General features: G+C 56.4%; 16 protein-coding genes. 6 read left to right on the top strand and 10 right to left on the bottom strand.

Translation table 11 applies throughout. The annotated features are described in order from the left end of the window. The first annotated feature begins 138 nt into the window (after positions 1-138). Positions 139-1,602 carry a sulfatase-like hydrolase/transferase gene (locus CA51_RS10990; protein WP_145120487.1) on the top strand — a complete coding sequence of 488 codons (1,464 nt, stop codon included), beginning with the start codon at positions 139-141 and terminating at the stop codon, positions 1,600-1,602. A 32-nt stretch (positions 1,603-1,634) separates the two neighbouring features. Here CA51_RS10990 and CA51_RS10995 read toward each other — a convergent pair whose 3' ends face one another. Both CA51_RS10995 and CA51_RS26450 read right to left on the bottom strand, forming a co-directional pair. Further along, complete coding sequence (locus CA51_RS10995) at positions 1,635-2,534, bottom strand: fructosamine kinase family protein (protein WP_338052352.1); 900 nt, start codon at positions 2,532-2,534, stop codon at positions 1,635-1,637. A 3-nt stretch (positions 2,535-2,537) separates the two neighbouring features. After that, positions 2,538-3,230: a GTP cyclohydrolase, FolE2/MptA family gene (locus CA51_RS26450; protein ID WP_145120491.1), complete on the bottom strand. Its 693-nt coding sequence runs from the start codon at positions 3,228-3,230 to the stop codon at positions 2,538-2,540. A 110-nt stretch (positions 3,231-3,340) separates the two neighbouring features. On the opposite strand from CA51_RS26450, the gene CA51_RS11005 reads away from it, so the two are divergent. After that, positions 3,341-4,141 (top strand): endonuclease/exonuclease/phosphatase family protein, encoded by an 801-nt coding sequence (locus tag CA51_RS11005; protein ID WP_145120493.1) that lies wholly within the window; start codon positions 3,341-3,343, stop codon positions 4,139-4,141. 234 nt (positions 4,142-4,375) lie between these two features. On the opposite strand, the gene CA51_RS11010 is transcribed toward CA51_RS11005, so the two are convergent. Then, positions 4,376-5,476 carry a DUF1559 domain-containing protein gene (locus tag CA51_RS11010; RefSeq protein WP_145120495.1) on the bottom strand — a complete coding sequence of 367 codons (1,101 nt, stop codon included), beginning with the start codon at positions 5,474-5,476 and terminating at the stop codon, positions 4,376-4,378. Positions 5,477-6,063: 587 nt separating this feature from the next. Here CA51_RS11010 and CA51_RS11015 point away from each other — a divergent pair. Both CA51_RS11015 and CA51_RS11020 read left to right on the top strand, forming a co-directional pair. Next, positions 6,064-6,540, top strand: a complete 477-nt coding sequence (locus CA51_RS11015) for a hypothetical protein (protein ID WP_145120498.1) — start codon at positions 6,064-6,066, stop codon at positions 6,538-6,540. Then, positions 6,537-7,274, top strand: a complete 738-nt coding sequence (locus tag CA51_RS11020) for an SDR family oxidoreductase (protein WP_145120500.1) — start codon at positions 6,537-6,539, stop codon at positions 7,272-7,274. Before CA51_RS11015 ends, CA51_RS11020 begins: the two co-directional genes overlap by 4 nt. A gap of 307 nt (positions 7,275-7,581) precedes the next feature. Here the strand turns inward: CA51_RS11020 and CA51_RS11025 are convergent, their stop codons facing one another. From CA51_RS11025 to CA51_RS11035, 3 genes are all read right to left on the bottom strand, one after another. Next, on the bottom strand, positions 7,582-8,364 hold the full coding sequence (locus tag CA51_RS11025; RefSeq protein WP_197451752.1) for a DJ-1/PfpI family protein: 783 nt from the start codon (positions 8,362-8,364) through the stop codon (positions 7,582-7,584). 33 nt (positions 8,365-8,397) lie between these two features. Beyond that, positions 8,398-9,162, bottom strand: coding sequence for a DUF1559 family PulG-like putative transporter (locus CA51_RS11030; RefSeq protein ID WP_197451753.1), 765 nt, complete (start codon positions 9,160-9,162; stop codon positions 8,398-8,400). A 195-nt stretch (positions 9,163-9,357) separates the two neighbouring features. Beyond that, complete coding sequence (locus tag CA51_RS11035; RefSeq protein WP_197451754.1) at positions 9,358-10,170, bottom strand: PEP-CTERM sorting domain-containing protein; 813 nt, start codon at positions 10,168-10,170, stop codon at positions 9,358-9,360. 2,181 nt (positions 10,171-12,351) lie between these two features. Here CA51_RS11035 and CA51_RS11040 point away from each other — a divergent pair. Beyond that, positions 12,352-13,269, top strand: coding sequence for a DUF1559 family PulG-like putative transporter (locus tag CA51_RS11040; protein WP_145124120.1), 918 nt, complete (start codon positions 12,352-12,354; stop codon positions 13,267-13,269). A 216-nt stretch (positions 13,270-13,485) separates the two neighbouring features. On the opposite strand, the gene CA51_RS11045 is transcribed toward CA51_RS11040, so the two are convergent. From CA51_RS11045 to CA51_RS11055, 3 genes are all read right to left on the bottom strand, one after another. After that, positions 13,486-14,751, bottom strand: a complete 1,266-nt coding sequence (locus CA51_RS11045; protein ID WP_231746124.1) for a LamG domain-containing protein — start codon at positions 14,749-14,751, stop codon at positions 13,486-13,488. Positions 14,752-14,888: 137 nt separating this feature from the next. Beyond that, entirely contained in the window at positions 14,889-18,233 is a 3,345-nt protein-coding gene (locus tag CA51_RS11050; RefSeq protein WP_145120508.1) for a PVC-type heme-binding CxxCH protein, read from the bottom strand. 97 nt (positions 18,234-18,330) lie between these two features. Continuing rightward, a protein-coding gene (locus CA51_RS11055; protein ID WP_145124122.1) for an IS630 family transposase occupies positions 18,331-19,463 on the bottom strand; the annotation gives its coding sequence in 2 pieces (ribosomal slippage) (positions 18,331-19,034 and positions 19,034-19,463; 1,134 coding nt in all). 372 nt (positions 19,464-19,835) lie between these two features. On the opposite strand from CA51_RS11055, the gene CA51_RS11060 reads away from it, so the two are divergent. After that, positions 19,836-20,294 carry a hypothetical protein gene (locus CA51_RS11060; RefSeq protein ID WP_145120511.1) on the top strand — a complete coding sequence of 153 codons (459 nt, stop codon included), beginning with the start codon at positions 19,836-19,838 and terminating at the stop codon, positions 20,292-20,294. Positions 20,295-20,378: 84 nt separating this feature from the next. Here the strand turns inward: CA51_RS11060 and CA51_RS11065 are convergent, their stop codons facing one another. After that, entirely contained in the window at positions 20,379-20,684 is a 306-nt protein-coding gene (locus tag CA51_RS11065; protein ID WP_145120513.1) for a VF530 family protein, read from the bottom strand. Between the last annotated feature and the right edge of the window lie 319 nt (positions 20,685-21,003).

The raw sequence follows: 21,003 nt of genomic DNA on the forward strand, positions 1-21,003 counted from the left end.
TCCACGCGGCGGTTACTATATCTGTGCCGATCTCCTAGTTGAAATGGACAGCTTGCCATCAACCGCTCCAGCGCCGCGCTGCGTCGCTGGAGCCTTCACCTTCTATTTCAAAATGTTTTGTTCGAAGTGAAACCAGCCATGATCTTTCCAAAGCAAAGCCTGCTTGTCTTGCCGTTTCTGTTGTTCCCGATTCCAGAGCTGCGGGCCAATGAAACCAGGGCTGACAGCACCAGCGAATCGCAGCCGAACATCATTCTTGTCATGGCCGATGACCAGGGATGGGGAGACGTCGGCTACAACGGACATCCGTTTGTTCAGACCCCTGAACTGGACGCGATGGCGGGGGCGGGGTTCGTGTTCGATCGCTTCTACTCCGCTGCACCTGTCTGTTCGCCGACGCGTGCCAGCGTGATGACCGGACGTTCGCCGATTCGCACCAAGGTCACCAACCACGGCCGCTACATGCGTCCTCACGAACAAACGATCGCCGAATCACTGAAGGATGCAGGCTACGTCACGGGAATTTTTGGCAAAGTTCATCTGGGCTCCGGGCAACCCGATTCGCCGTGCAACCCCAGCGGGATGGGTTTCGATGAATGGGTCATCGGGCTCAACTACTTCGACAACGATCCGTATCTAAGTCGCAATGGCAAGATCGAACATCGGCAGGGGAAGGGATCGGTCCTCGCGATGGACGATGCCCTCGAATTCCTGCAGCAACATCAACAGGGCGAGCAGCCGATGTTTGCCGTCGTTTGGTTCCCCTCACCCCACGATCCGCATCAGGAAGTCCCCGAAGGTCCGTCGCTTTATGACGGCGAAAAACAGGCCGGCTATTATCGCGAAATCACCCTGCTGGATCAGCAGCTGGGAAGATTGCGTCGGGAGCTGAAACGCATGGAGATCGCCGACGACACCATCCTCTGGTATTGTAGTGACAACGGCGGCCTCAACGCAGCGACGTCGGGTGGTCGTCAGCGAAAGGGGAGCATCTACGAAGGGGGCCTACGAATTCCGTCGATCATCGAATGGCCCGCTCGCAAACTCAGCGGACGAACCGAGGTGCCAGCCTGGACCTGCGACATCTATCCAACCCTGCTCGCGATGGCTGGGGTTCGATCGACACCTCCACACCCACTCGATGGCATCGACATCCGCGACATTATCGCGGGGCAGACGGCCAAACGGAGCAAGCCGCTCGGGTTCTGGCACAAGTTCCAGCAAGGGCAGTCCACCTATAGCGACCGGATCCAGAAAGCGATCATGGAAAAGCAACAAGCCGGAGCTCCCCTGCCGCACGACGATCCGCGGATCCGAAAAGACGTCGACGAATTTCCGCAGTTCTCCGAAGACGTCGCCACGGGACATGCGGCATGGACCAACTGGCCATGGAAACTCCATCGCATCAACGGCAAAACCTACGAGCTCTACAATTTGGCGGATGATCCGATGGAAGCAACCGATCTTTCCGGTGCCCCCGAGCAACAAGCTCGATTGAAGCGGATGCAGAAGGAACTGAACTCCTGGATGCGTTCGGTGGTACGAAGTCTCAATGGAGACGATTACGCCGGCTTGCACGCAACGGAGAAGACCAAGCTATGAACCCCATCGGGTGATGGTCGATCCCAATCTTTCTAGCGAAGCAATCGACGAGCCGTTGCCTCACAACAGGACAAATAGCCGGCACCAAACAAATTCAGGTGGTTCAGTTGATGATACAGCGTGTAGACTTCGGCCCGCTCGCGCCAGCCTGATCGAAGCGGCCAGCATTTGTTGTACGCTTCATAGAATTCGTTGGGACAATTGCCCATCCATAACAGCATGCCCAACTCCGCTTCGCGATGTCCGTAGTAGACCGCTGGATCCAAGATCACCGGCTGCCCGTCGGAATCGCAAAGATAATTGCCGCTCCAAAGGTCACCATGCAGGAGCACGGGCGGCTCGCTCGCCTCCGCCAGCATCGCTGGCAAACGTTTGATGACACTCTGGACCAATGGAAACAAATCGCGGCTTCCGCTCGATTGCTGCCGAGCCCAATCGATTTGGAACCCCAACCGATGTTTGGCGACGAAGGTCGGCCAGTCGTCGCACCAACCGTTGGGCTGCCGTGCGGAGCCCAAATAGTTGTCGCAGCGGTATCCGAACCGATGGTCCGGTTCGCGTTGGGATAAGCGGTGCAGGCTGGCCAGCTGCTGTCCAAAACGCTTGAAGAAATCGGGAGAGGGTGTGCCGCGGCCAATCGCCTCGGAAACCAAGATCGCTCGATTGCCAACCTTTTCAACCGCCAGCGGCTCGGGAACACGAATCGCGCCGACGGCGCGGAGTTCATCGAGTCCTTGGAATTCGAGTTCGAACGCTGTTTGGAAATGGGCGGCATTGATCTTGGCGACGATTTGGCCATCGGGCAACAGATCGACAAGCCAGGCTTGGCTGATGCTTCCTCCTGATAAAGACCGGCAGTCGCGGATCGCGACGACTTCGCCGCGACGCTCTGACATCAGCCGACAGACCGCTGCTTCAATGGATGGGTCCAGCTTTCAATTCCTTCGTTGGCACGTATGGAAAGTGAGGTAGGACTCCAATATACCAAAGCCGTGCTCACACACCATTTCGCAAACGGTAACGCGCTTGGGGCGACGAAGTAGTCGTGCCAGTACGAATGGCCGCACCGGCGTCCAATCCAGGGACTGGATGTGTCGCCGCAGCGTCAACCGGACGGTCGTGTGAGAAACTTTCGGTCGACACATGGATTTGATGTCCGGTGCGTTTCTACGCTGCCCTCTTATAGAATCATCCACTGCTGTCTCGGAAGATGAAGACGCGCAACCTCGCCTCCGATAGGTTCGCATCTCGATCTGTGCAGATGCGTTGTGCTGGTGGAGCGACTCAAAGTTCTCCGATCCGCAACGGAACCAAGAAATTCTCGGATCCGATTTTAGACTCATCGCGAGATCGCGGACCGAGTCCTCGACGAAATAGGGATTGTCGTAGGACTGTACGTTGGCAAGGACTCGCGTTGTTTTCAGGTAATTTCTGCTCAGCAGGCAGGGGCGTCGATGGTGAGCATCGGGCTTCCCGGTGTAGACTGTCCCCCGTGCTGTCCCGAAAACGTCGTGGACGAGGCGAGAGCCGCCACGAACAACGCGACGGGAATGGATTGATAGGGGCTCGTCACCTCCGTCACAACGATCGCACCAGCCCTTTGCTTGAGGCAATCGCGCCTTGGGCATAAAGCATGCTAGCGCCCCCCTTCCCACACAACATCGACGCTCAGCAGCCGTGCGATGTTCGTTCCAAAATGCTGACGTCAAGATCGGCAAAACAAGGAGTCATGAAAACGATGAAACAGTTTATCAAATATCTCGTGTTGGCAGCGATGGCGCTGTCGCCTGTGTCCGCAAGTTACTCCTCCGAACCGTTGCGTCTGCGAGTGCTCAGCTACAACATCCATCACGGCGCGGGCGTCGACAGCAAGTTGGACCTGCAGCGGATCGCCGACGTGATCCTGTCGGTCAAGCCGGATGTGGTAGCGCTACAAGAAGTCGATAAGAACGTGAAACGATCAGGCGACGTGGATCAGCCTGCGGAACTGGCTCGGCTGACCAAAATGAATGTCGTCTTCGGCGCCAACATCGACCTGCAAGGAGGCCACTACGGCAACGCGATCCTTTCGCGATTCCCTATCATCCGACACGAGAACCATCGGTTACCAAACATCGACGGCGGCGAGCAGCGTGGAATGATCGAGGCGGAGATCGCGCTGCCGAAATCGAATCAGCCGCTGCTTCTGCTGGCAACTCACTTGGATCATCGCCCGGACGAAAGCGAACGCCTCGCTTCGGCGGCATTCATCAACAAACGGCTTGCAGGCAAGCCTCAACATCCCGCTTTGTTAGCGGGTGATATGAATGCCCGCCCCGACAGTGAAACGCTGCGACGGTTGCAGGCGAATTGGACGTCTTCCAATCAAACGCCGATGGCAACCTATCCGGTGACGCAGCCGACGATTCAGATCGACTATATCTTGCACAGCCCCGCCAAACGCTGGAAAGTCATCGAGTTCAAAGTCCTTGATGAAGCAGTCGCATCGGACCATCGCGCGATCTTCGCCATATTGGAACTTCAGACGGACGATGAATAGGTTTGCAGTTGCTTAAATTCAGCTTCTAACCGATCTTTGCGATGCAATTTTGACGTCGACCTTCGCGACGCGAACGCCGATCTGCAAGTCATTCTGCCCCCATCGTTCTGCCACAATTCGCCTGATCGATCGATTGGCAGAATGATAAATGGCAGAATGTTGCAAGATATGACGCGGGCCTCGTCCACGATACGGGGTATCGTAGGCTGGTACCGACGGCGTGGCTGTTGAGGCTTAATATTCGCCCAGCACTTGGCCGTCGTTGCGGAGCATCAGGTTCAGGAAGACACCGATGTCGATGGTTTCGCTGATCGATCGCGCGGAGCCGTCGCACAAGCCGACATTCACAATTCCCGGGTGGAAGCTGTAGGGCTGGCTCTTGTTGGTGTGGTTCATGACGCGAAAGCTGCCACAGGTATCGATGGCCGCTTCCCAAGCGGCGCCAGCGGAACAGTCGGTGGCGTTGTCGGGAACCGTTGGGTCACCCGATGAGGAGATCCCACGGGCGGTATTCGATGTGTCGGCCGTCAAGTTATCCGAAGCATAGGCACGCATCTTCACGCCGTCTCCACGGCCTGCCCAAGCGAGATTGGCTCCGCCGGTGGGAGCGGCGACCGTCCCGCGAACAAACAATTCGGGCGAACCGACACACTCGTAGTACATCATCGTGTTGCTCAAGCCGTCGGTGATGTCGCGAGCTTTGCCACCCTTGTTTAACGGATTGTAATTTCGCGATCCCGACGCAGGCGTCATCGCGGTGCTGAATTGCATTTGAGGTTCGCCGCTCTGGTAATAAAGCGGGTGTCCGACTGGACGCAAAGCGGGGACTCGGGGAGTGGTGTAATCGGAAATACCCAACGCGACTCCGCTGTCTTCAACGGCTCGTGATCCGGTGGCACTCGGACACTCAAACACTGACAAACGGGTTGACGCCGCGACATCTAAATCCGCCTTATTGCTCCAAGCGGTTCCGATTCGGGCGTTGTAACCCCAACGGTATTCGCTGGAGGCCGGATCGTTGTAGTTGGGGTGCTTGGCATCGTTGAAAACGTTTGCCAACGATTCCTGTTCAACGAAGCTGAGGATCCGCCACAGCGATCCGGTTCGCGAATAGGGGTAGTGCCCGAAGGTGTGCTCGTGCATCGACATCCCCAAGGCAATCTGCTTGACGTTGTTCTTGCACTGCATGCGGCGAGCCGCTTCGCGGGCGGATTGGACGGCGGGAAGCAACAGCCCAACTAAAACACCGATGATGGCGATGACCACCAAAAGTTCGACGAGAGTGAAACCGAGGGTTTTGGCGGGGGTAGTTTGGCGGGGGGGCAGGGTAGGCATGGCCAGTCAAATTCAAATTTGGGTGGAACGGATCATGCGCACTAATAGGCGCAACGAAAGGTATCCCACGTAACTGGCTGGCTAATTGAATTGGCTGGCTGACATGAGCGGTGACATTGAGACGCAATATCAACAACAGATGATAAGGACAACTGATAGGATGTCAAGCGGAGGCGTGGTTAAATCGATTGCGGCTCATCGGAGTCGGGCCACAGTCAGCTGTCGCTATCAGCCGAGATGTGCGCCGAAATCCAGTGAATGGACCGGTGGGAATGGGATGCGAAGCCCGGGAATCGTTACCCGATGTGTCTCCGTGCCAACCGCTACGCGTCGCTCACATCGCTTGCGTGATCGCCGACATGCTGTCGTAGGACGCGTTCATCATTTGGCCCGGATCGTTCCCCAGCCGGCCGGGTCCGAGAAGACGAAACGATCCGAGTTCGTGTTGGCCAAGGTTTCTCGACAGTCATCCTCGAGAGGTATTTCTGACGCCATTGACGCCGGGCTACGATAAAGCGTGTCGCGAGCTATCGCCCGCAGCGTTTCGTCTGCGTTCGCTTCTCATCCATCTCATCGAGGAAAATCGCGTGTCTGACTCCGACCCGAAGCTACGCCCACAACTCGCACTTTGCCTGCTATTAATACGTCTTGGCATCACCAGCGTCTTCTTGATGTGGACGATCGACAAGTTCGTCAACCCGGAACATGCAGCCGCGGTGTTCAAGAAGTTTTACATGGTCCCGTCGCTCAGTAGTTCGCTGGCCTACGGTATCGGAGCAATTCAGTTGGCGGTCGTGATCGCGTTTGCTTTAGGTGCGCTGCGCAACATCACCTATCCGATCATCTTGATTCTGCACAGCATTTCAACGTTCAGCTCGTTCAAGCAATACGCCGACCCGTGGACCTACCCGCACCTGTTGTTCTTTGCAGCGATCCCGATGTTGGCAGCATGCTTTACGCTGTGGCTACTGCGTCGCTACGATGACTATTCGATCGACGCAGTTCGATCGCGCGGGTCAGCCGCCACAACGACATTGACACCTGGAGACGGGACCGCAGGATGAACAAGCAATTAAAAACGGCGATCGTCACGGGCGGTTCAGGAGCCATCGGCGGAGCGATTTGCCAAAAGTTGGCGGACGACGGTTTCCAAATCGTTGTTCATTACGGTTCCAACGCAGATGCGGCGACGAAGGTTGTCGAGCAGATCGTTTCTCGCGGCGGCACCGCGATCAAAGCGGCCGCGGATGTTGCCGATCCGCAGCAGGTTCGCAAACTGTTCGAGACGGCTCAAGAAACGTTTGGTGGCGTCGATGCGGTGGTTGTGAATGCAGGGACGATCACCAAATGTCCCATCGTCGACATGACGATCGAGCAATTTGATGCGATGGTTTCAGTCAACTTACGTGGCTCGTTTCTCACGGCTCAAGGAGCTGCGAAGCGACTCCGTCGCAACGGACGATTGATCTTCATCTCTTCCGGTCTCGCCGCCCGGCCGATGGCTGGCACCGCAGTCTATTCCGCGACGAAAGCAGCATTGGATGCGATGACGGTTTCGCTTTCCAAAGAGCTCGGCGACCGCGACATCACTGTCAACGCCGTCCAACCCGGCGCGACGGTCCCGGGAATGTTTGAACAGAGCGGCGACGAAGCGGCGAAAAAATATGCTGCGATGTCACCCTTGGGCCGGCTTGGACACCCCGATGATATTGCGGAAGTCGTCGCATTTGTCGCGAGCGATTCGGGGCGATGGCTGACCGGACAAATCGTCCGCGCCGATGGCGGTTCAATGAATTAGCGCAGCATGGTTGATGCCGACCATTTGCTTTGAACATCCAAGCGTCGAAATCGGGGACGAGCAAGCTTGCAGGCGCGTTTCCGATGACGCTCTGCGCAGGTTACTTCCTTCCGTCGGTTCTCGTTCATCTGACCCCAGCCCTCGCATTCTTTACGGATACCGTCAACCGCCTGTTGATTTAATCGCATGCGAACTTCTTGAATAGCCGTTTGGGCGTTAGCCCCGGTTTAGCGGTACTTGAACCGGAGCTAACGCCCAAACGGCTGACTAAATCGACAGGCCGTCAACGCGTTTTGCCAAGCGACAACTAATTCTTGATACGGGCGATTGCATCTTCGACGTTACGCAAGAACGGATCCGACATCGCTTGCAGCAATTCGACAGCTTCTGGCGATGCTGTTTCTGGGGTTCCTGAGTCGAATGGGGGCTGCGGATCGTACTCCATCATCAGCTGAACGGTCTTGGCGTACTCGTCGTCCTTTAGCAGCGAAGTTAACGTGAGCGCGAAATCGATCCCCGCCGTCACGCCCGCTCCCGTTACGCGGTTGCGGTCGACGACAACTCGCTCGCGGATCGGTTGCGCGCCGAACTGGCGGAGCGTATCCAGAGCTAGCCAATGACAGGTCGCTCGGTAGCCGTCGAGCAGTCCGGCAGCGCCGAGCAGCATGGAACCGGTGCAGACGCTTGTCACATATTTCGCCGTGGCCCCCTTGGTTGCAAGGAAGTCGCGAACCACAGGATCTTCCATTGCTTCGAGCGTTCCATCGGTACCACCTGGTACAAACAAGATCGCTGGATTGTCTTGGCACTGGTCAAACGTCATCGTGGGCGTCACTGGCACTCCCGTATCCGACGTCACAACCGATCGATCTTTCCAAACAAGTCGCGTCTTGAACTCGGGCCCCAGCAGAGCAAAGACATGCTGTGGGCCGATCAGATCGAGTGTTGTGAAGCGAGGGTAGACGAGCATCAGTATCTCGTTCTTCGCGTACCTGATCTCCGCTTTGTCGGTAGATTGTTCCGCCGGTTTGCATCCGGTTATCGCTGTCGCCAGCCCCGCAGCCGCCAACATCGCTCGTCTGCGAGACACTATCCTTTCTTCAATGTCCATCGTTGTTCCTCGTTACCATCGGCCCAAGGGCTGTCTGTTTTGCAGATCGTAAGCTCGCTGCCATACGTCTGCGGAAATATTGGCGGCGACGGACCGTACGCTGCCGTCGCCAAGTGCAATGTTGAGCGTGTCCTGATGACCGCTGCTGAACCAATTCAAACTGCAGTCGCTTCGTTCAGCGATTCCAACATTGGTGGCAAGCGGATGTAGCGGTTCGAGCGGCAGGTAGTTCAGATTCCAGTAGCTCTCAAAATAGGTGCCCGCCCAAGCTCCCCAGGGACCGGTCTCGGGGAAGTTGCACTGCACGACGCGTTCAGCCAGCATGATGGTGTTGGAAGAGCCTTTGCCGCTGAAAGCAGTGGAAAGGTTGTACCGACTGAGTCGGCCCGAGGCAGGATTTGGATTTGGCCCGGGATCAAAAATCGCGTCGTTGGTCGTGTAGGAAGTGATACGTTTTTGTGTCGCCGCCAAATTTGTCACATCACTCGGACAGACAAAGGTCGGCAATTGTGAATCCATCTCGGCGTTCATCGCTTCGATCTGCGACTTCATCAACCAAAACGTGTTCGAGTAGCGATACGGATCGGGCAGATTGAAGCGTTCGTTGCCGGGCAATCGCCGCTCCACAGATTCGAAATTGTGAACCGCCAAGGCGATCTGCTTCATATTGTTTCGACACTGTATATGTCTTGCTGCGGCACGCGCGGCCTGGACCGCTGGTAGCAGCAGCCCGGCAAGTATCGCGATGATACCGATCACGACTAGCAGCTCGATCATGGTTAATCCGTTACGGCGGCGAAGCATCGATTACGATTCCCTATCAACATTTGCTCATTCGAAATCAAAGACACGAGTCCCATACCCAGGATGTCAGCCAAACGCACTGTGACGCGGTTTCGCAAAGGCTTGATTGTCCAGGGCAGGGGCTCGATCGTCCCTGCAGAGACGATCCAATGCAGGCGGTTCAAGAAATCACTTCGACGATTCATTGCCTGATGCGCGTCGGCGCCGGCGCATCAGGGCCGCACTTCCAATTCCCGCCGCTAGCATTAAGGCTGACGATGGTTCGGGAACAGCCGCCGTCTGATGGAGTGTCGCCGTGAAGTTGATGTCGCCAAAATCGGCACCAAGAGAAGTTTGATCAAACGCAGCAAGTGCTTCTCCCACGAGCAGATCGCCACTGATCGAAAGCGTTTCGCCAGCGATGTCGATATTGGGGTTTCCGATCTCTGCGAAGGCCGCATCGACAAAATCAATGTTGCTTGTCAGCACCAGTCTCGACCCTGTGTATCGGAGTGCGAAGTCGCCATATGTCAACGAACCAACGAATGGTCCTGTCCATCGCTGCAGGCTGGTCAACGCGATTTGCTCGCCTAATGTTGAACCACCCACGAACAATCCGTTGTCGTTGGATAGCGACCACGACCCCAGCACGTCAGAGACGTCTTCGATGGTTAAAGTCGTCGATTGACGAGCGCGACCATCGCCAGACAGCGGTATGTCGCCATGCGGTCGAATCGGATCAATGAGAGTGACGCTGCCGCCGTTGTCGATGAAGCCGGCGTTACCGGGGGCAGGATCGCTGAGCGCTTGGCTTCGTGAGGCAAGGTCGTCGAAGTAGGCGTCGAACACCGAAATTGGCAAAGACACGCCTTCGTTGAGCGTAATCTCCGCGGTCCCCGCAGAGACGATCACGTCGGCGTGAACCTGTGGTGCCACAACAAACAGCGACGCAAAGACGAAGGCACGAACAAAACAGCGAACTCGTTGACGCGAACATCTCAATGCGAGGCTCTTTGATTCAAGCGAGCATTTTGGGATCGAATTTTGAGGGTGTGGGGAGTGGATCTTGTATCTCATCGTGGAAAAACTCAATGGAGTGAATTATTTGATATGTGTAGTGGAGAGGGCGCGCACGCTCAGCGACTCCTGCAGAAATCGCGTTCTGAGGATTGATCAACGACCACGCAGCGACATCGCTTCGACGGCAAAGAGGCAACACCACGTTGGTGTGAGGAACGAGCTATCGCTACTCTTCACGTGTGGAAGCGGTATCGAGTTATGCAAGCGAGCGTGGACCTATAGCGTCGTCGCTTTGCGGCGACGTGCAGACGATCAAAAACTTGCTATAGAGACAGCTAGAACTGCCACGAGAGAACGCTACGGAACGGGTGGATCCGGGAGAAGCGGACGAGAGATCCCTAGGCGGTCAACGATTGTGATCCATCCCAGACAAGGAGGTGTGTTCCCGCACAGCGTGTCGTTATCATCAACGTAAACTGCTGCGAGAAGTGACCAGATGTGTTTGATTCCGTGACACTTCGCAGCTTTCCACATCAAGATTGCCGTGACGCGATCGGTTGTACCGACAGATGCTTCGCCGGTTGCGTCTTCCGTCGCTGCGCTATTGCAAAGGCCGGCCGATTTACTTGCGCAACAACAGGCACGGCAGTTTGAAGCGGTAACCGTTTCGCTCGACTTAGCAACGCGAGCGATAAGAAATTCCGGGGGTGTCACTCCGTTTCGTTCAGCCCAACGAAGCTTCTGTTGATCGGAATAGCAACAACACTGGTCCCAGCAATACTCCGCCGACGGGCAGCCACAGGAACAGTGTTCACAGGGGAAGCGTTCGGCGCGTTGCGGACCGGCGGGCGGGACGACGATAACTCCCGTGAGCGCAAAGCTCACGATCAGCAGCAAGAGCCATAGCAGGCGTTGCCTAGGTTTGCCGTCGCGGATAGAGATACGAGTCAGTAATAACAAAGCGGATTGTCGCTAGTCATGTCAGCGGCTCGCTCCTCACGTGATCGATTATTGTCTCAAAGAGTTTTTAGATCAATGATGGCTCGCGCAATGAGACCATTTGCCACACGAGATGCAGGTATCCAGTGATCTCTCGTCGAACAACGACGATTCGATTCGAATGCGTTATCGGTGTGGCAAACCAACACAGCCCGCTGCTCGCCGTTGATCAGTACAATGGCTGAGTGTAGGATCGACCAAGTGAGGAACGAGCGGCGTTGTCCCCCAGGGATTGTCCGTTTTGTTATATTTGATCCATCTTGCCATCCGCGACGGTAAACACCGGCAGACACTTCTATGGTTTCTGACCATGGTTGTTATTTTTGCGTTAACCGGCTTCATTGCGGTTCCTCAGCGGTCCTCGCGGAATAACGCGATTGCGGAACGCTATCCGTGCGAAAGCTGCGTCTGCGGATGTCCAACGGCGGAATATTGCTGGAACGAGTGCTGCTGTTACTCGGACCAAGAGAAGCTTCGCTGGGCGAAACGAAACGGCGTTAGACCTCCCGACTCTCTTGTCGCTCGTATTTCGAGCTCTGCCAACGACGTCGCAAATACTACGCAGCCGTCTTGTTGTTCGAAGACACATGCCGCTGTCGGGTGCGGCACGACGGGAACCGCGGGTTCCTCGAATAGTGAATCCGTGAGTTCACCAAGGGCACCAGTTGCCATCTTGATGTGGAAGGCAGCGGAGTGCCGTGGCAATCAGAACCTGTGGACGCTGCTCGCTTCGCTCTACGTTTCTCCAAGCGATGCTGTCAGTAGTTTCGAGCCCCCGCTTGTCGGCTGGGTTGCTTGCGTCGACGAACATGCTGTTTCGCAACGAAGCGCGCCGGAGCCTCCGGTTCCCTAGCCCATTAGCTGCTGGCGATTTTCTGTCAGCCGTCTTAGCCACCACTAGACAGGCCCTTTGCTTGCCGCTGTCCTGCGGACAAGCACTTGGTTCCCTGGTGCCACGTGCGCCCAGCATCACGCTCCGATCGCCAAAGAGCAGCGTGATCGCCCGTTCATTGCTGCAAGGAGGCTTCGTTCTCTCAGCCGGGAAAACGCGTCGGGCAAACACGACAAGAGTCCTCCGCGAAATCAGTTTTCCGGCGGAGCCGCTGGAGCTGTGCGCTCACTAATCCAACTCACCAAATACAAACTATAGAAATCAAGATCACCATGAATCTATCGCATTCAAAAAAGCAAGTTCGTCCAGCGTTCACTTTAGTTGAACTGCTTGTCGTTATCGCAATCATCGGGATCCTCGTCGGCTTGCTGCTGCCAGCCGTCCAAGCGGCCCGCGAAGCGGCAAGGCAAACGCAATGCAAAAACAATCTCAAACAGATCGGTCTCGCGTTACACATGTACCACGATTCGCTGGGGGCATTGCCGCCTGGGTGGATCGCTCAGCATCCGACGACGCAGAAGCCTTATTGGCTGGGGCAGCCCGGTTGGGGATGGGCCGCTCGCACTCTGCCCTATATCGAACAGGCGAACGTGGGGGACAATTTGATCGATTACGATCGGTTGCTACTCGATCCATTTCATGACGTCGTTCGCACCACGACGATACCAACCTACATCTGCCCATCGGACACCGGCGACACGATCTTTTCATTGGAGCCAGGGCCGATGCCCATGCCGAACTACACAACCGGTTTCACGGCAACAAACGTATCGAAGACAAACTATGTAGGTGTTTTTGGGACGATCCGGATGACCAGCGCCGGCTGCCCGATGGGCGAATGCATTGGCAATGGGAGTTTCGTCTTGCAGCGATCGATGCGGTTTCGCGACTTTACCGATGGACTTTCCAACACCTTTGTCGTGGGCGAACGCAATTCGCAGTTCTCACCATCGACTTGGTTAGGTGTGTTCGCCGGTGCCGCCCACGCTCCCGGCCGGATTGTCGCTGTGGCGGAGACGCCACCGAATTCTGAAATCACGCCGGGCTTTACGTTCAGCAGCTACCATCCGGCGGGCACTCACTTTCTGTCTGCCGATGGTTCGGTGAAGCTGATTGCGGAGACTATTCGCATGGAAACCTATCAAGCACTATGCACCCGCGGTGGCGGCGAAATCATCGGTGAATACTGAGCTCCTTTACGCCGTTGCGAAAGTCAAGCTACAGAGATTGCGTGCGATTCGGTTCTCAATTCGCCGAATCGATGCGTATCGCCCATCCGGGAAGTCGACACGCGTGAGTACCATTGGTTCCCGCGTGTCCCAGATGACAACGCTTCCAGTCGGTTGAACGGGCATGCGGTAGCGACGGGCGTTGACACGTGGTGGAGATGCCGGCTGCTACTGATTTCATCTCAGTGCAGCCAGGGTTTGCAATTCCTTTTCGGAGAGTGCTCGGTCGAAGACGGCGACGCCGCCGATCCAGCCGGTGAATCCGACGCTGCGGGAACTGTGGATGACGCGACCGATGGTAAAGGGACCGCCGCTTTGGTCATCCTTGGGCGTATAGATCCCGTGCGGATACCACCACGGATTCAGACGCAGTGCAACGAGGTCGCGGGCGACTTCTTTGCCGTCTTCCAGAGTGACTTCGATCTTTGTGAAACGGTGCTCGCGCAGCTCCACCCGTTGGCCATCGGACTCGCGAATGACCTTCACACTCAACGGCTCCCCTTCGGGCGGATTGTAATATTGGTCTTTGGGAAAGCTCGGATCTTCGCCAGCTTGTTTGCCCGGCAGCTTGGCGAAGTGCCCCTGCATGTACGCCTTGTACGCATAAGAGATCAGCCCGTCCTTTTTCGGGTTCTCCAGCCAGCGATCCCCCGAGACGCCGTTGAGCCAGCCGGTCAGTTCGTCCTTCTCGTCGTCAAACGTCATCGCAAAACACTGCCACGATGCGTCGAGCTTCTCGGCCGGTGAGTCCGCTGGGACGGCGGGGGATTGGCCGGCGGAGTTGCATTTGTGCAGGGCGTACTTGTTTCGGAACGAACTTGCACCGTTCTCGGAGACGTGGCCGCAAGCGCTTCCCTGTTTGTTCAGTCCCGCAAACAAAGCGTATTGCCGCTGCCCACGTTCCACCTTGGCGATGCTGGCCGTCGATTTCTGTTTCAGGTCGGTTCCTTCGTGCCAGATGCCAGCCAACGCGTGATTGCCACTCTCGCGAATCGCCCACACGACGACCGTGACCGACTTGCCATCCCCTTTGATATCCAACGGCGTGTCGTGCAGCCGCGATCGCGGGATGTAGAGAAAGGGGCGGAAATCGGGATCGGTTTCTTTGACGATTCGGATCGCGTTGCCGAACGGACCGCGGCCCAGTTGCGGGAAATCGGCGTAGGTTGCCTCACGCCCCGTCCCCCAGTAGTCTTTGACGTAGTTCGCGGCGTCGAGTGGATAATCGGTTGGTGAACCTGGCGGGACAACCGCGGTGAAGCGTCCCCCGCCGTCGGGCTCACGCTGAACAAAATCCCAAAACGCGACGAGGCCCGGGGTATCGACAACGACAGAGCGACTTGCGTTTGCATCTTCCGCGACGCTGGCGTCGGGACAGATCCATACCGCCAACAACGCGATGAAAAACTTCTGATCGATCCGTTTCATATTGGTAACAGCCAAAACTCTAAATGCCTTTCGTCTAAATGATCTTAGGGTTCACAATCGTCAACCGCTTGCGCACGCCGGTTGATATCACGATAGGAAACGTGCGTTCCCGACGGACAGCCAACATCTGTCGTGGCAATGCGTCGCGAGACCTACTTGAGTGAGTTGAGGAACGCGACGAGATCTCGCACTTCCAGCGGCGAGAGCGCTTCGGTCATATCGGGCATCAGGGAGACCTTCTGGTCGATGATCTCTTCGATCTCATCCGATGCGATCTTGATCTCTTTCCCGCTACTATCGATGACGATCGTCTCGTCGTCGTTTTCGCTTTTGATACTCCCCTTCACTGCCTGCCCGGAAAGAAGTAACACGACCTGAGTGAAATACTTCGGTTCGATGTCCGCACTCGGGGCAACGACCGCCCGCAGCAGATGGTTCAGATCGCGTTGCTTTCCAATCTTCGTCAACTCGGGACCAATGTTACTCCCGCGTTTGCCAATGCGATGGCAGCGACTGCATTGTGCTCGCAGGTTGGTTTGGAATATCTGCTTCCCACGCGCCACATCGCCCCCGTGCCCCGAGAACGCAAACTTAATTTGGTCCGCCGTGTCGCCCAGCTTCAGTGCCGCCGCGCGTTCGGTTTGCTGGCGAGATAGGCTTTCTTGAATCGAACGCATCGGCGCGGCATCTTCGGCTCGAGCTTGGACCGCTTGGTAGACGTCCAGTGACAACTCGCTAGGCAATGTTCCGTCCAGTAGTTGTGAGGCCAGCTGCTGCAAGATCGCATCGGCATCGCGGTTTGCAATTTTCCCGAGCCCCGCAATGCAAGCTTGTTTCACGGCGATGACGTCCGTTTGCTGCAGCTTGCGTTCCAAGATCGCCAACGCGTCGGATGGGTAGCGATCGGCAAGTGTCTCGATCGCGTAGATGCTGAGTGCAGTGTCGGGAGAATCGGCGCTGGCGACCAACAGATCCTTTGCCGATTCATGATCCATCTGCACGATCGAGCTAAGGGCCTGGACCCTCAGTTCCGTCAGTGCTCTCTCGTTTTCGAGCAAGCCGATCAGGGCGGACGGAGCGATCGCGACGTTCATCATTCTCGCCGCCCGTACTGCAGCAACCACAACATTCGGTTCCCCGGTCGCGGCCAGTTGCCCCAACACGGCGGCCGCTTGAACGCGATCGAATGTGCGGGAATCGACGCTCAAGTCGCGGCGGATTCCTTCGACGCGGTCGAGCACGGGCGGCGCCAGCCACTGACTGAGCGCATTGCACGCGTCGACTCGCAACTCAACCGGGTGCTCTTTGTTCGACGCATAGTCGAGCAACCGACTGGCGGCTGCAGCGGTGCCCAAGCGAAAGTTTGCATTGATCGCTCGGCGGACAAAGGGTTCGCCACGTTTCGCAGAGCCATCAAGAGCAGCGGCTAAGTCGGACATAGCGTTTTCGATCGACAAGTCATCGTGGATCGCACGGGCGGCGGCGGCCGAAACCCACGCCGATGGATCGGCTAAGAATTCGGAGACCATTGGGCTCCCTTGGCGACGCAAAGCGAGGACGCAGACAAGCCGCGTCATCTCGGATTGGTTGTCAGCTTGGGCGGCCAATTGGGAATCACTAGCCGAAGCTGCCAAGGCAGACACAAGCGAATGCCGCAGGTAATGCTGGTCCGTATTCAGCAGGCCGCTTTGCTTTAACAGCGGCGCGACCGCAGTTGGACTCGGCTGGCGTGCGATCGCAAGGCCCGCGTTGACGCGGACGTGCAAATCCGCATCGTCCAACAGATCGATAAGCCCCGGAATGGTCCCATCGGTATCGCCTGAGTCGCGAATCTCACCGATCGTTTTTTCAGCTTGAGCGCGAACCGCTGCATCGGGATCGCTGAACGCATCGACCAGCGCCGGGATGACCGTCTTGTCACCGGAGCGGCCCAGTTGTCCCAAGCCCCAGACGCAATGGAGCTTTGCCAGTTGATCGACTGATTGCGAGCTCAAGTGGCTTTGCAACCTCTTGGCTTGTTGTTTTTCGACCAGCGCAAACTGGGCCCCCATCCGAACACGCATGTCCGCATGACTCAACAAGGCAACTAGTTCATCCACTTCCCGCCCATCGAAGCCCGCGGCAAGCAACTTCTGCACTTCACCGCGAACGGCGAGATCGGCACCGGGCACATCGATGCGAATGACAGAGCCTTTCTCGTCTAACGGATAACCGCCATCCCAGTCGGCACCGTAGAGGGCTCCGTCGGGACCAAACGCCAGTCCAACGATCGCGTTGCCGGAGCCGATTTCATGATCATCGATCATCCGGAAACTGTCCCCGTCGGATTCGACACGGAATGCATACTGATGTCCACGCGGCGCGTTGGTTGCGAAGAAGTGGTTGTAATAGGCGGGGCTGAGCGCGGTGCCGGGATTAAATTTGAAACCCGCCGGACCATCGATGTAGTGACTGATCGGCGGAATGATGTAGGCCGGATGTTGGTCTTCGGCGAGCTGCCAAAGTTTCTCATCGGTCCAAGGGTTGTAATCGCTGCCGCGATACTGGTAGTGGCAACGCCACCCCGCATCCATTCCATCGACGATCGCGATGAACCGCTCGCGTTCGCCCGGTTGATCGGCATCGTTGTCGATCCCGAAAATGTTTCCATATAGGTCGAAGGCAAACTCCTGCACGTTTCGCAGGCCGTGGGCGAAGACCTCGAAATCGCTGCCGTCGGGATTGCACCGCATCACGCCGCCCTCGTTGGGATACGCGATGTTCAATCCTTCTTTTGTCGTGACGTTGATTCCTTTGTCACCGATCGACCAATAGACTTTGCCGTCCGGGCCCAGAGTCAGCCCATGCATGTCGTGACCGGCGTAAGCGATGTGCAGCCCAAAACCCGTCGCCATGATCTCACGTGAATCGGCAACCCCGTCGCCATCCGCGTCGTTCAACTTCCAAACGTCGGGAGCGATCGTCGCCCAGACGTCGCCATCGAGCGCCATCACTCCCGCCGCGATCCCTGTGACTTCGGTGTTAAACCCTTCGGCAAACGTCGTAATCTCATCAGCTGTGCCGTCGCGATCGGAATCGACAAGGCGGAAGATCCGTTCGCTAATCACCGTCAAGTCGCGCCAGTCGTGATGGCCATCCTTATTTAGATCACCAACATGTTTGCTCTGCTGCTTGTCATCGCCACCGATGGCAAGCTTGGAATGGTAGAACTGCCGCTTGTCTTCAACGCTTTTGAAGCCGACGTCATCGGGAATCCAGTCTCGATTGGCGCGGATGTCCAGATCCTGTGATTTTCGACGTCGGGTTTGTGTGACATAAACGCGTCCCTGATCGTCGACACTGATCGCGACGGGGTCGGGAACATTGATCGCCCCACTCCAACGCTGGTACTCCAAAGCGGGACGCTGCGGCTGGTCGGCAGCATCTTGGGCGAGCAGCGACGATGCCAAAAACAGCAGGGCGCAGGTGACGATCCAAGCGGTCGATCGTTGATTCATGAGGTTTGTTTCAGTTCGTAGAGCCAACTTCGGCGGGCAGCCAAAGTGAGCGTGGATGAGGCCGGTGGAGCGGCAAAAAAGGATGACTAGTGCTTTGTCAGGCTTTGATTTTGGGGTAGAGGGATTTTAGTTTTGTTCTCGCATCTTTGACTTGGAATTGCCAGTCAACGCCACGCTGTCTTCTGTTTGAGTGTGAGGACCACGCCTGTGTTTCCTTTCTCAGCGGCGCAATCGTCGCGAATCGACGACCGTTGATACACTGCCGCGTCATTGAACTGAGTTCGTTCTCAGCCGCGTTGAGCCAACTTCCATGCTTGGGTGTGTAACGGAACTCGATGCGACGAACCAAGGCACGGGCTTTTTCTGGCTTAAAGGCCTCGTAGAAGGCGCCTTTGGTGTGGGTATTGAGATTGTCACATACCAGGATGATCTTCTTCGCCTTTTTGTAGCGTGTCGTCAGCAGTGCCTCCATTTCGATGGCCCAATCGACCTTGGTTCGCTTTGGACGCACGGTGACTTCTCTCCATCCGGCCAGCGGCTCGGTGAACATGAACACGCTGGCGGTTCCGCACCGTTCATACTCGTAATCGACGCGTCGAGCATGATTGCGGGTCGCCGGGATCGGCGTTCGCGTCTCTTTGTGAAGCTGGACCGGCTGTTCGTCCATGCACACCACGGGATAGTCCGAATCATACGGTTCTTCGTAGGTATCTAGGACTTCTTCCATGCACGCTACAAATTCGGAGTCGGCGTCGGGTGGAATCACCCAATACTGGATCTTGCGATTGGTCATGCCGTTTGTTTAAGCGTTTGGCGAACGGTTTCGTAGCTGATCGAGTCCACGATCCCCAGTTCTACCACGTGGTCTGCCAACAGACGCAGCGACCAACTCGCGAACCCTTTGGGAGGTTTCCCCAACCGCAAGGCGATCACTTTCGCTTCTTGCTTTCCGTCAAGCGTCTTCTCTCGCGGGGCGCTCAAACGCGGTTTCCCGTGCAGCGCCGTATCGAACCCTTCGGTCACCAAACGTTTGCGAAGATTCTCCACGGTCTGAATCCGACACGCCAAAGCTTCCGCGATTTTGGCGTCGCTCCAGCCAGGTCCTTCCGTGTCAGCTTTGAGAAGGATCATCGCCCGCCGTACCTTCTGCGAGGAGCCTTTCAGCTTCTTTACAATCGCCGTCAGTTCTTCCCGTTCTGTATCCGAAAGCCGAACGATATACTTCTTAATCATCGAATCCTCCGTGACTCGTGGGGCAATCGACCCACAAACTCCCGGATTCTTCCAATTCAGGAAACCCCAATTCCTAAGGCTGACAAAGCACTAGTCTAGCTACACACTTCGTCGTCTGCAAGGAAAACGACGCCTAGTCCGGCGCCTCCGTTCACAGGATCATTTTACCACGGCGGGCTGCGACTGGAGCTATTTAGACTGAGGTTCGAGTGGCTCCCGCCAACGGAGTCGCAAGGCCACTTCAAGTGACCGTTTGGCGTGCAGTTGTTTCCCGCCGGCCTGCGGTTCCTCGATCAGCGGTTGCCGGTTAGGCTGGCATCTCTCGTTCATTTTTAGTCCGGAGCCGTTTGCTTTCCCAATCGAGACATCATGAAAGCTGCCACGATCAGCCAGTTGAAGAAGGAGCTCGTCAAGCTAGAACAAGACGAATTGCTGGACGTTTGTCTTCGCTTGGCCAAGTTCAAAGTCGAGAGCAAAGAATTGCTGACCTATCTGTTGATGAAAGCAGATGACGAGATCGGTTACGCAAACGAGCTGTGCAGCGAGATCGACCTGCAACTCAACACCCCAGGACGGATCCACAAGAAGACGCTTCGCAAGGTGGTTCGGTGGATGGACAAGTCGCTACGGTTCTCGGGGAACAAGGAGACGGAGCTGCATGTGCGGATTCACTTTTGCCGGCGGATTCAAGACAAGCAGATCAGCTTTGGCGATTGCCGCGTCAGCGCGAACCTTTATGCCACGCAACTGAAGAAGATCGACAAGGCAATCGACAAGGTGCATCCAGACCTTCGCTTCGACTACCGTCTGCAGATCTCGGGGCTTTAGAATCGCCGGGGCGTTTTGAAGGTTTCGATCACGGCAGCGGAACGCGGAACTGAATGGCGCTGCGTCCAAGCTGGACGGGCTTCTTTAACTTCGGCGGGCCCGATCCCAAACACTCTCTGTCGGTGTCGGGACGCTCGGTGCAGGCTCGCTCTTCTTTCCCTTCCGCTGGTCGTAGCTGATCGAATTCACATACAGTCGCTCGACTTTGGTTCGGGCCCATTCGGTTTTACGCAGGAATTTCAAACTGCTGCTGATACTCGGATCGCTCTGGAAGCAACGGATTTGAATTCGGTCTCCCAACCGTTCCCAACCATACTCGGCAACCAAGTACTCCAGGATCGCTTTTAACGTGATGCCGTGGAGCGGATTGTTCGGCTGAGATGAATCCATGATTTCCTTAAATAATGAGGTAAGTCGGCCAGCGTCAAAAGAGACTCCGTTTAGCACCACTTCGCCGAGGAATCTGAAGTGCGATTGAGGAGGTCTCGCGATACCGGCTGAAGTTTCGCCTTGGGACCGATCAGCCACTAATCGACGCATCGATGTTAACTTTTCGCAGGCAGCTCCACAATGCAAGGGGCGATGGGCAGCGGGGACAGCATGCGTGAAGCGACTTGCGGATAGTTGGCGTACACGCAAATCAGCCGCAACGCGGGTGCGGCTGGTTCTTCTGGCAACCGGACGCTATCGCGTGGCGGTTTAGTCACAA

The sequence above is a fragment of the Rosistilla oblonga genome (assembly GCF_007751715.1).
In the GTDB taxonomy this organism is placed as follows: domain Bacteria; phylum Planctomycetota; class Planctomycetia; order Pirellulales; family Pirellulaceae; genus Rosistilla; species Rosistilla oblonga.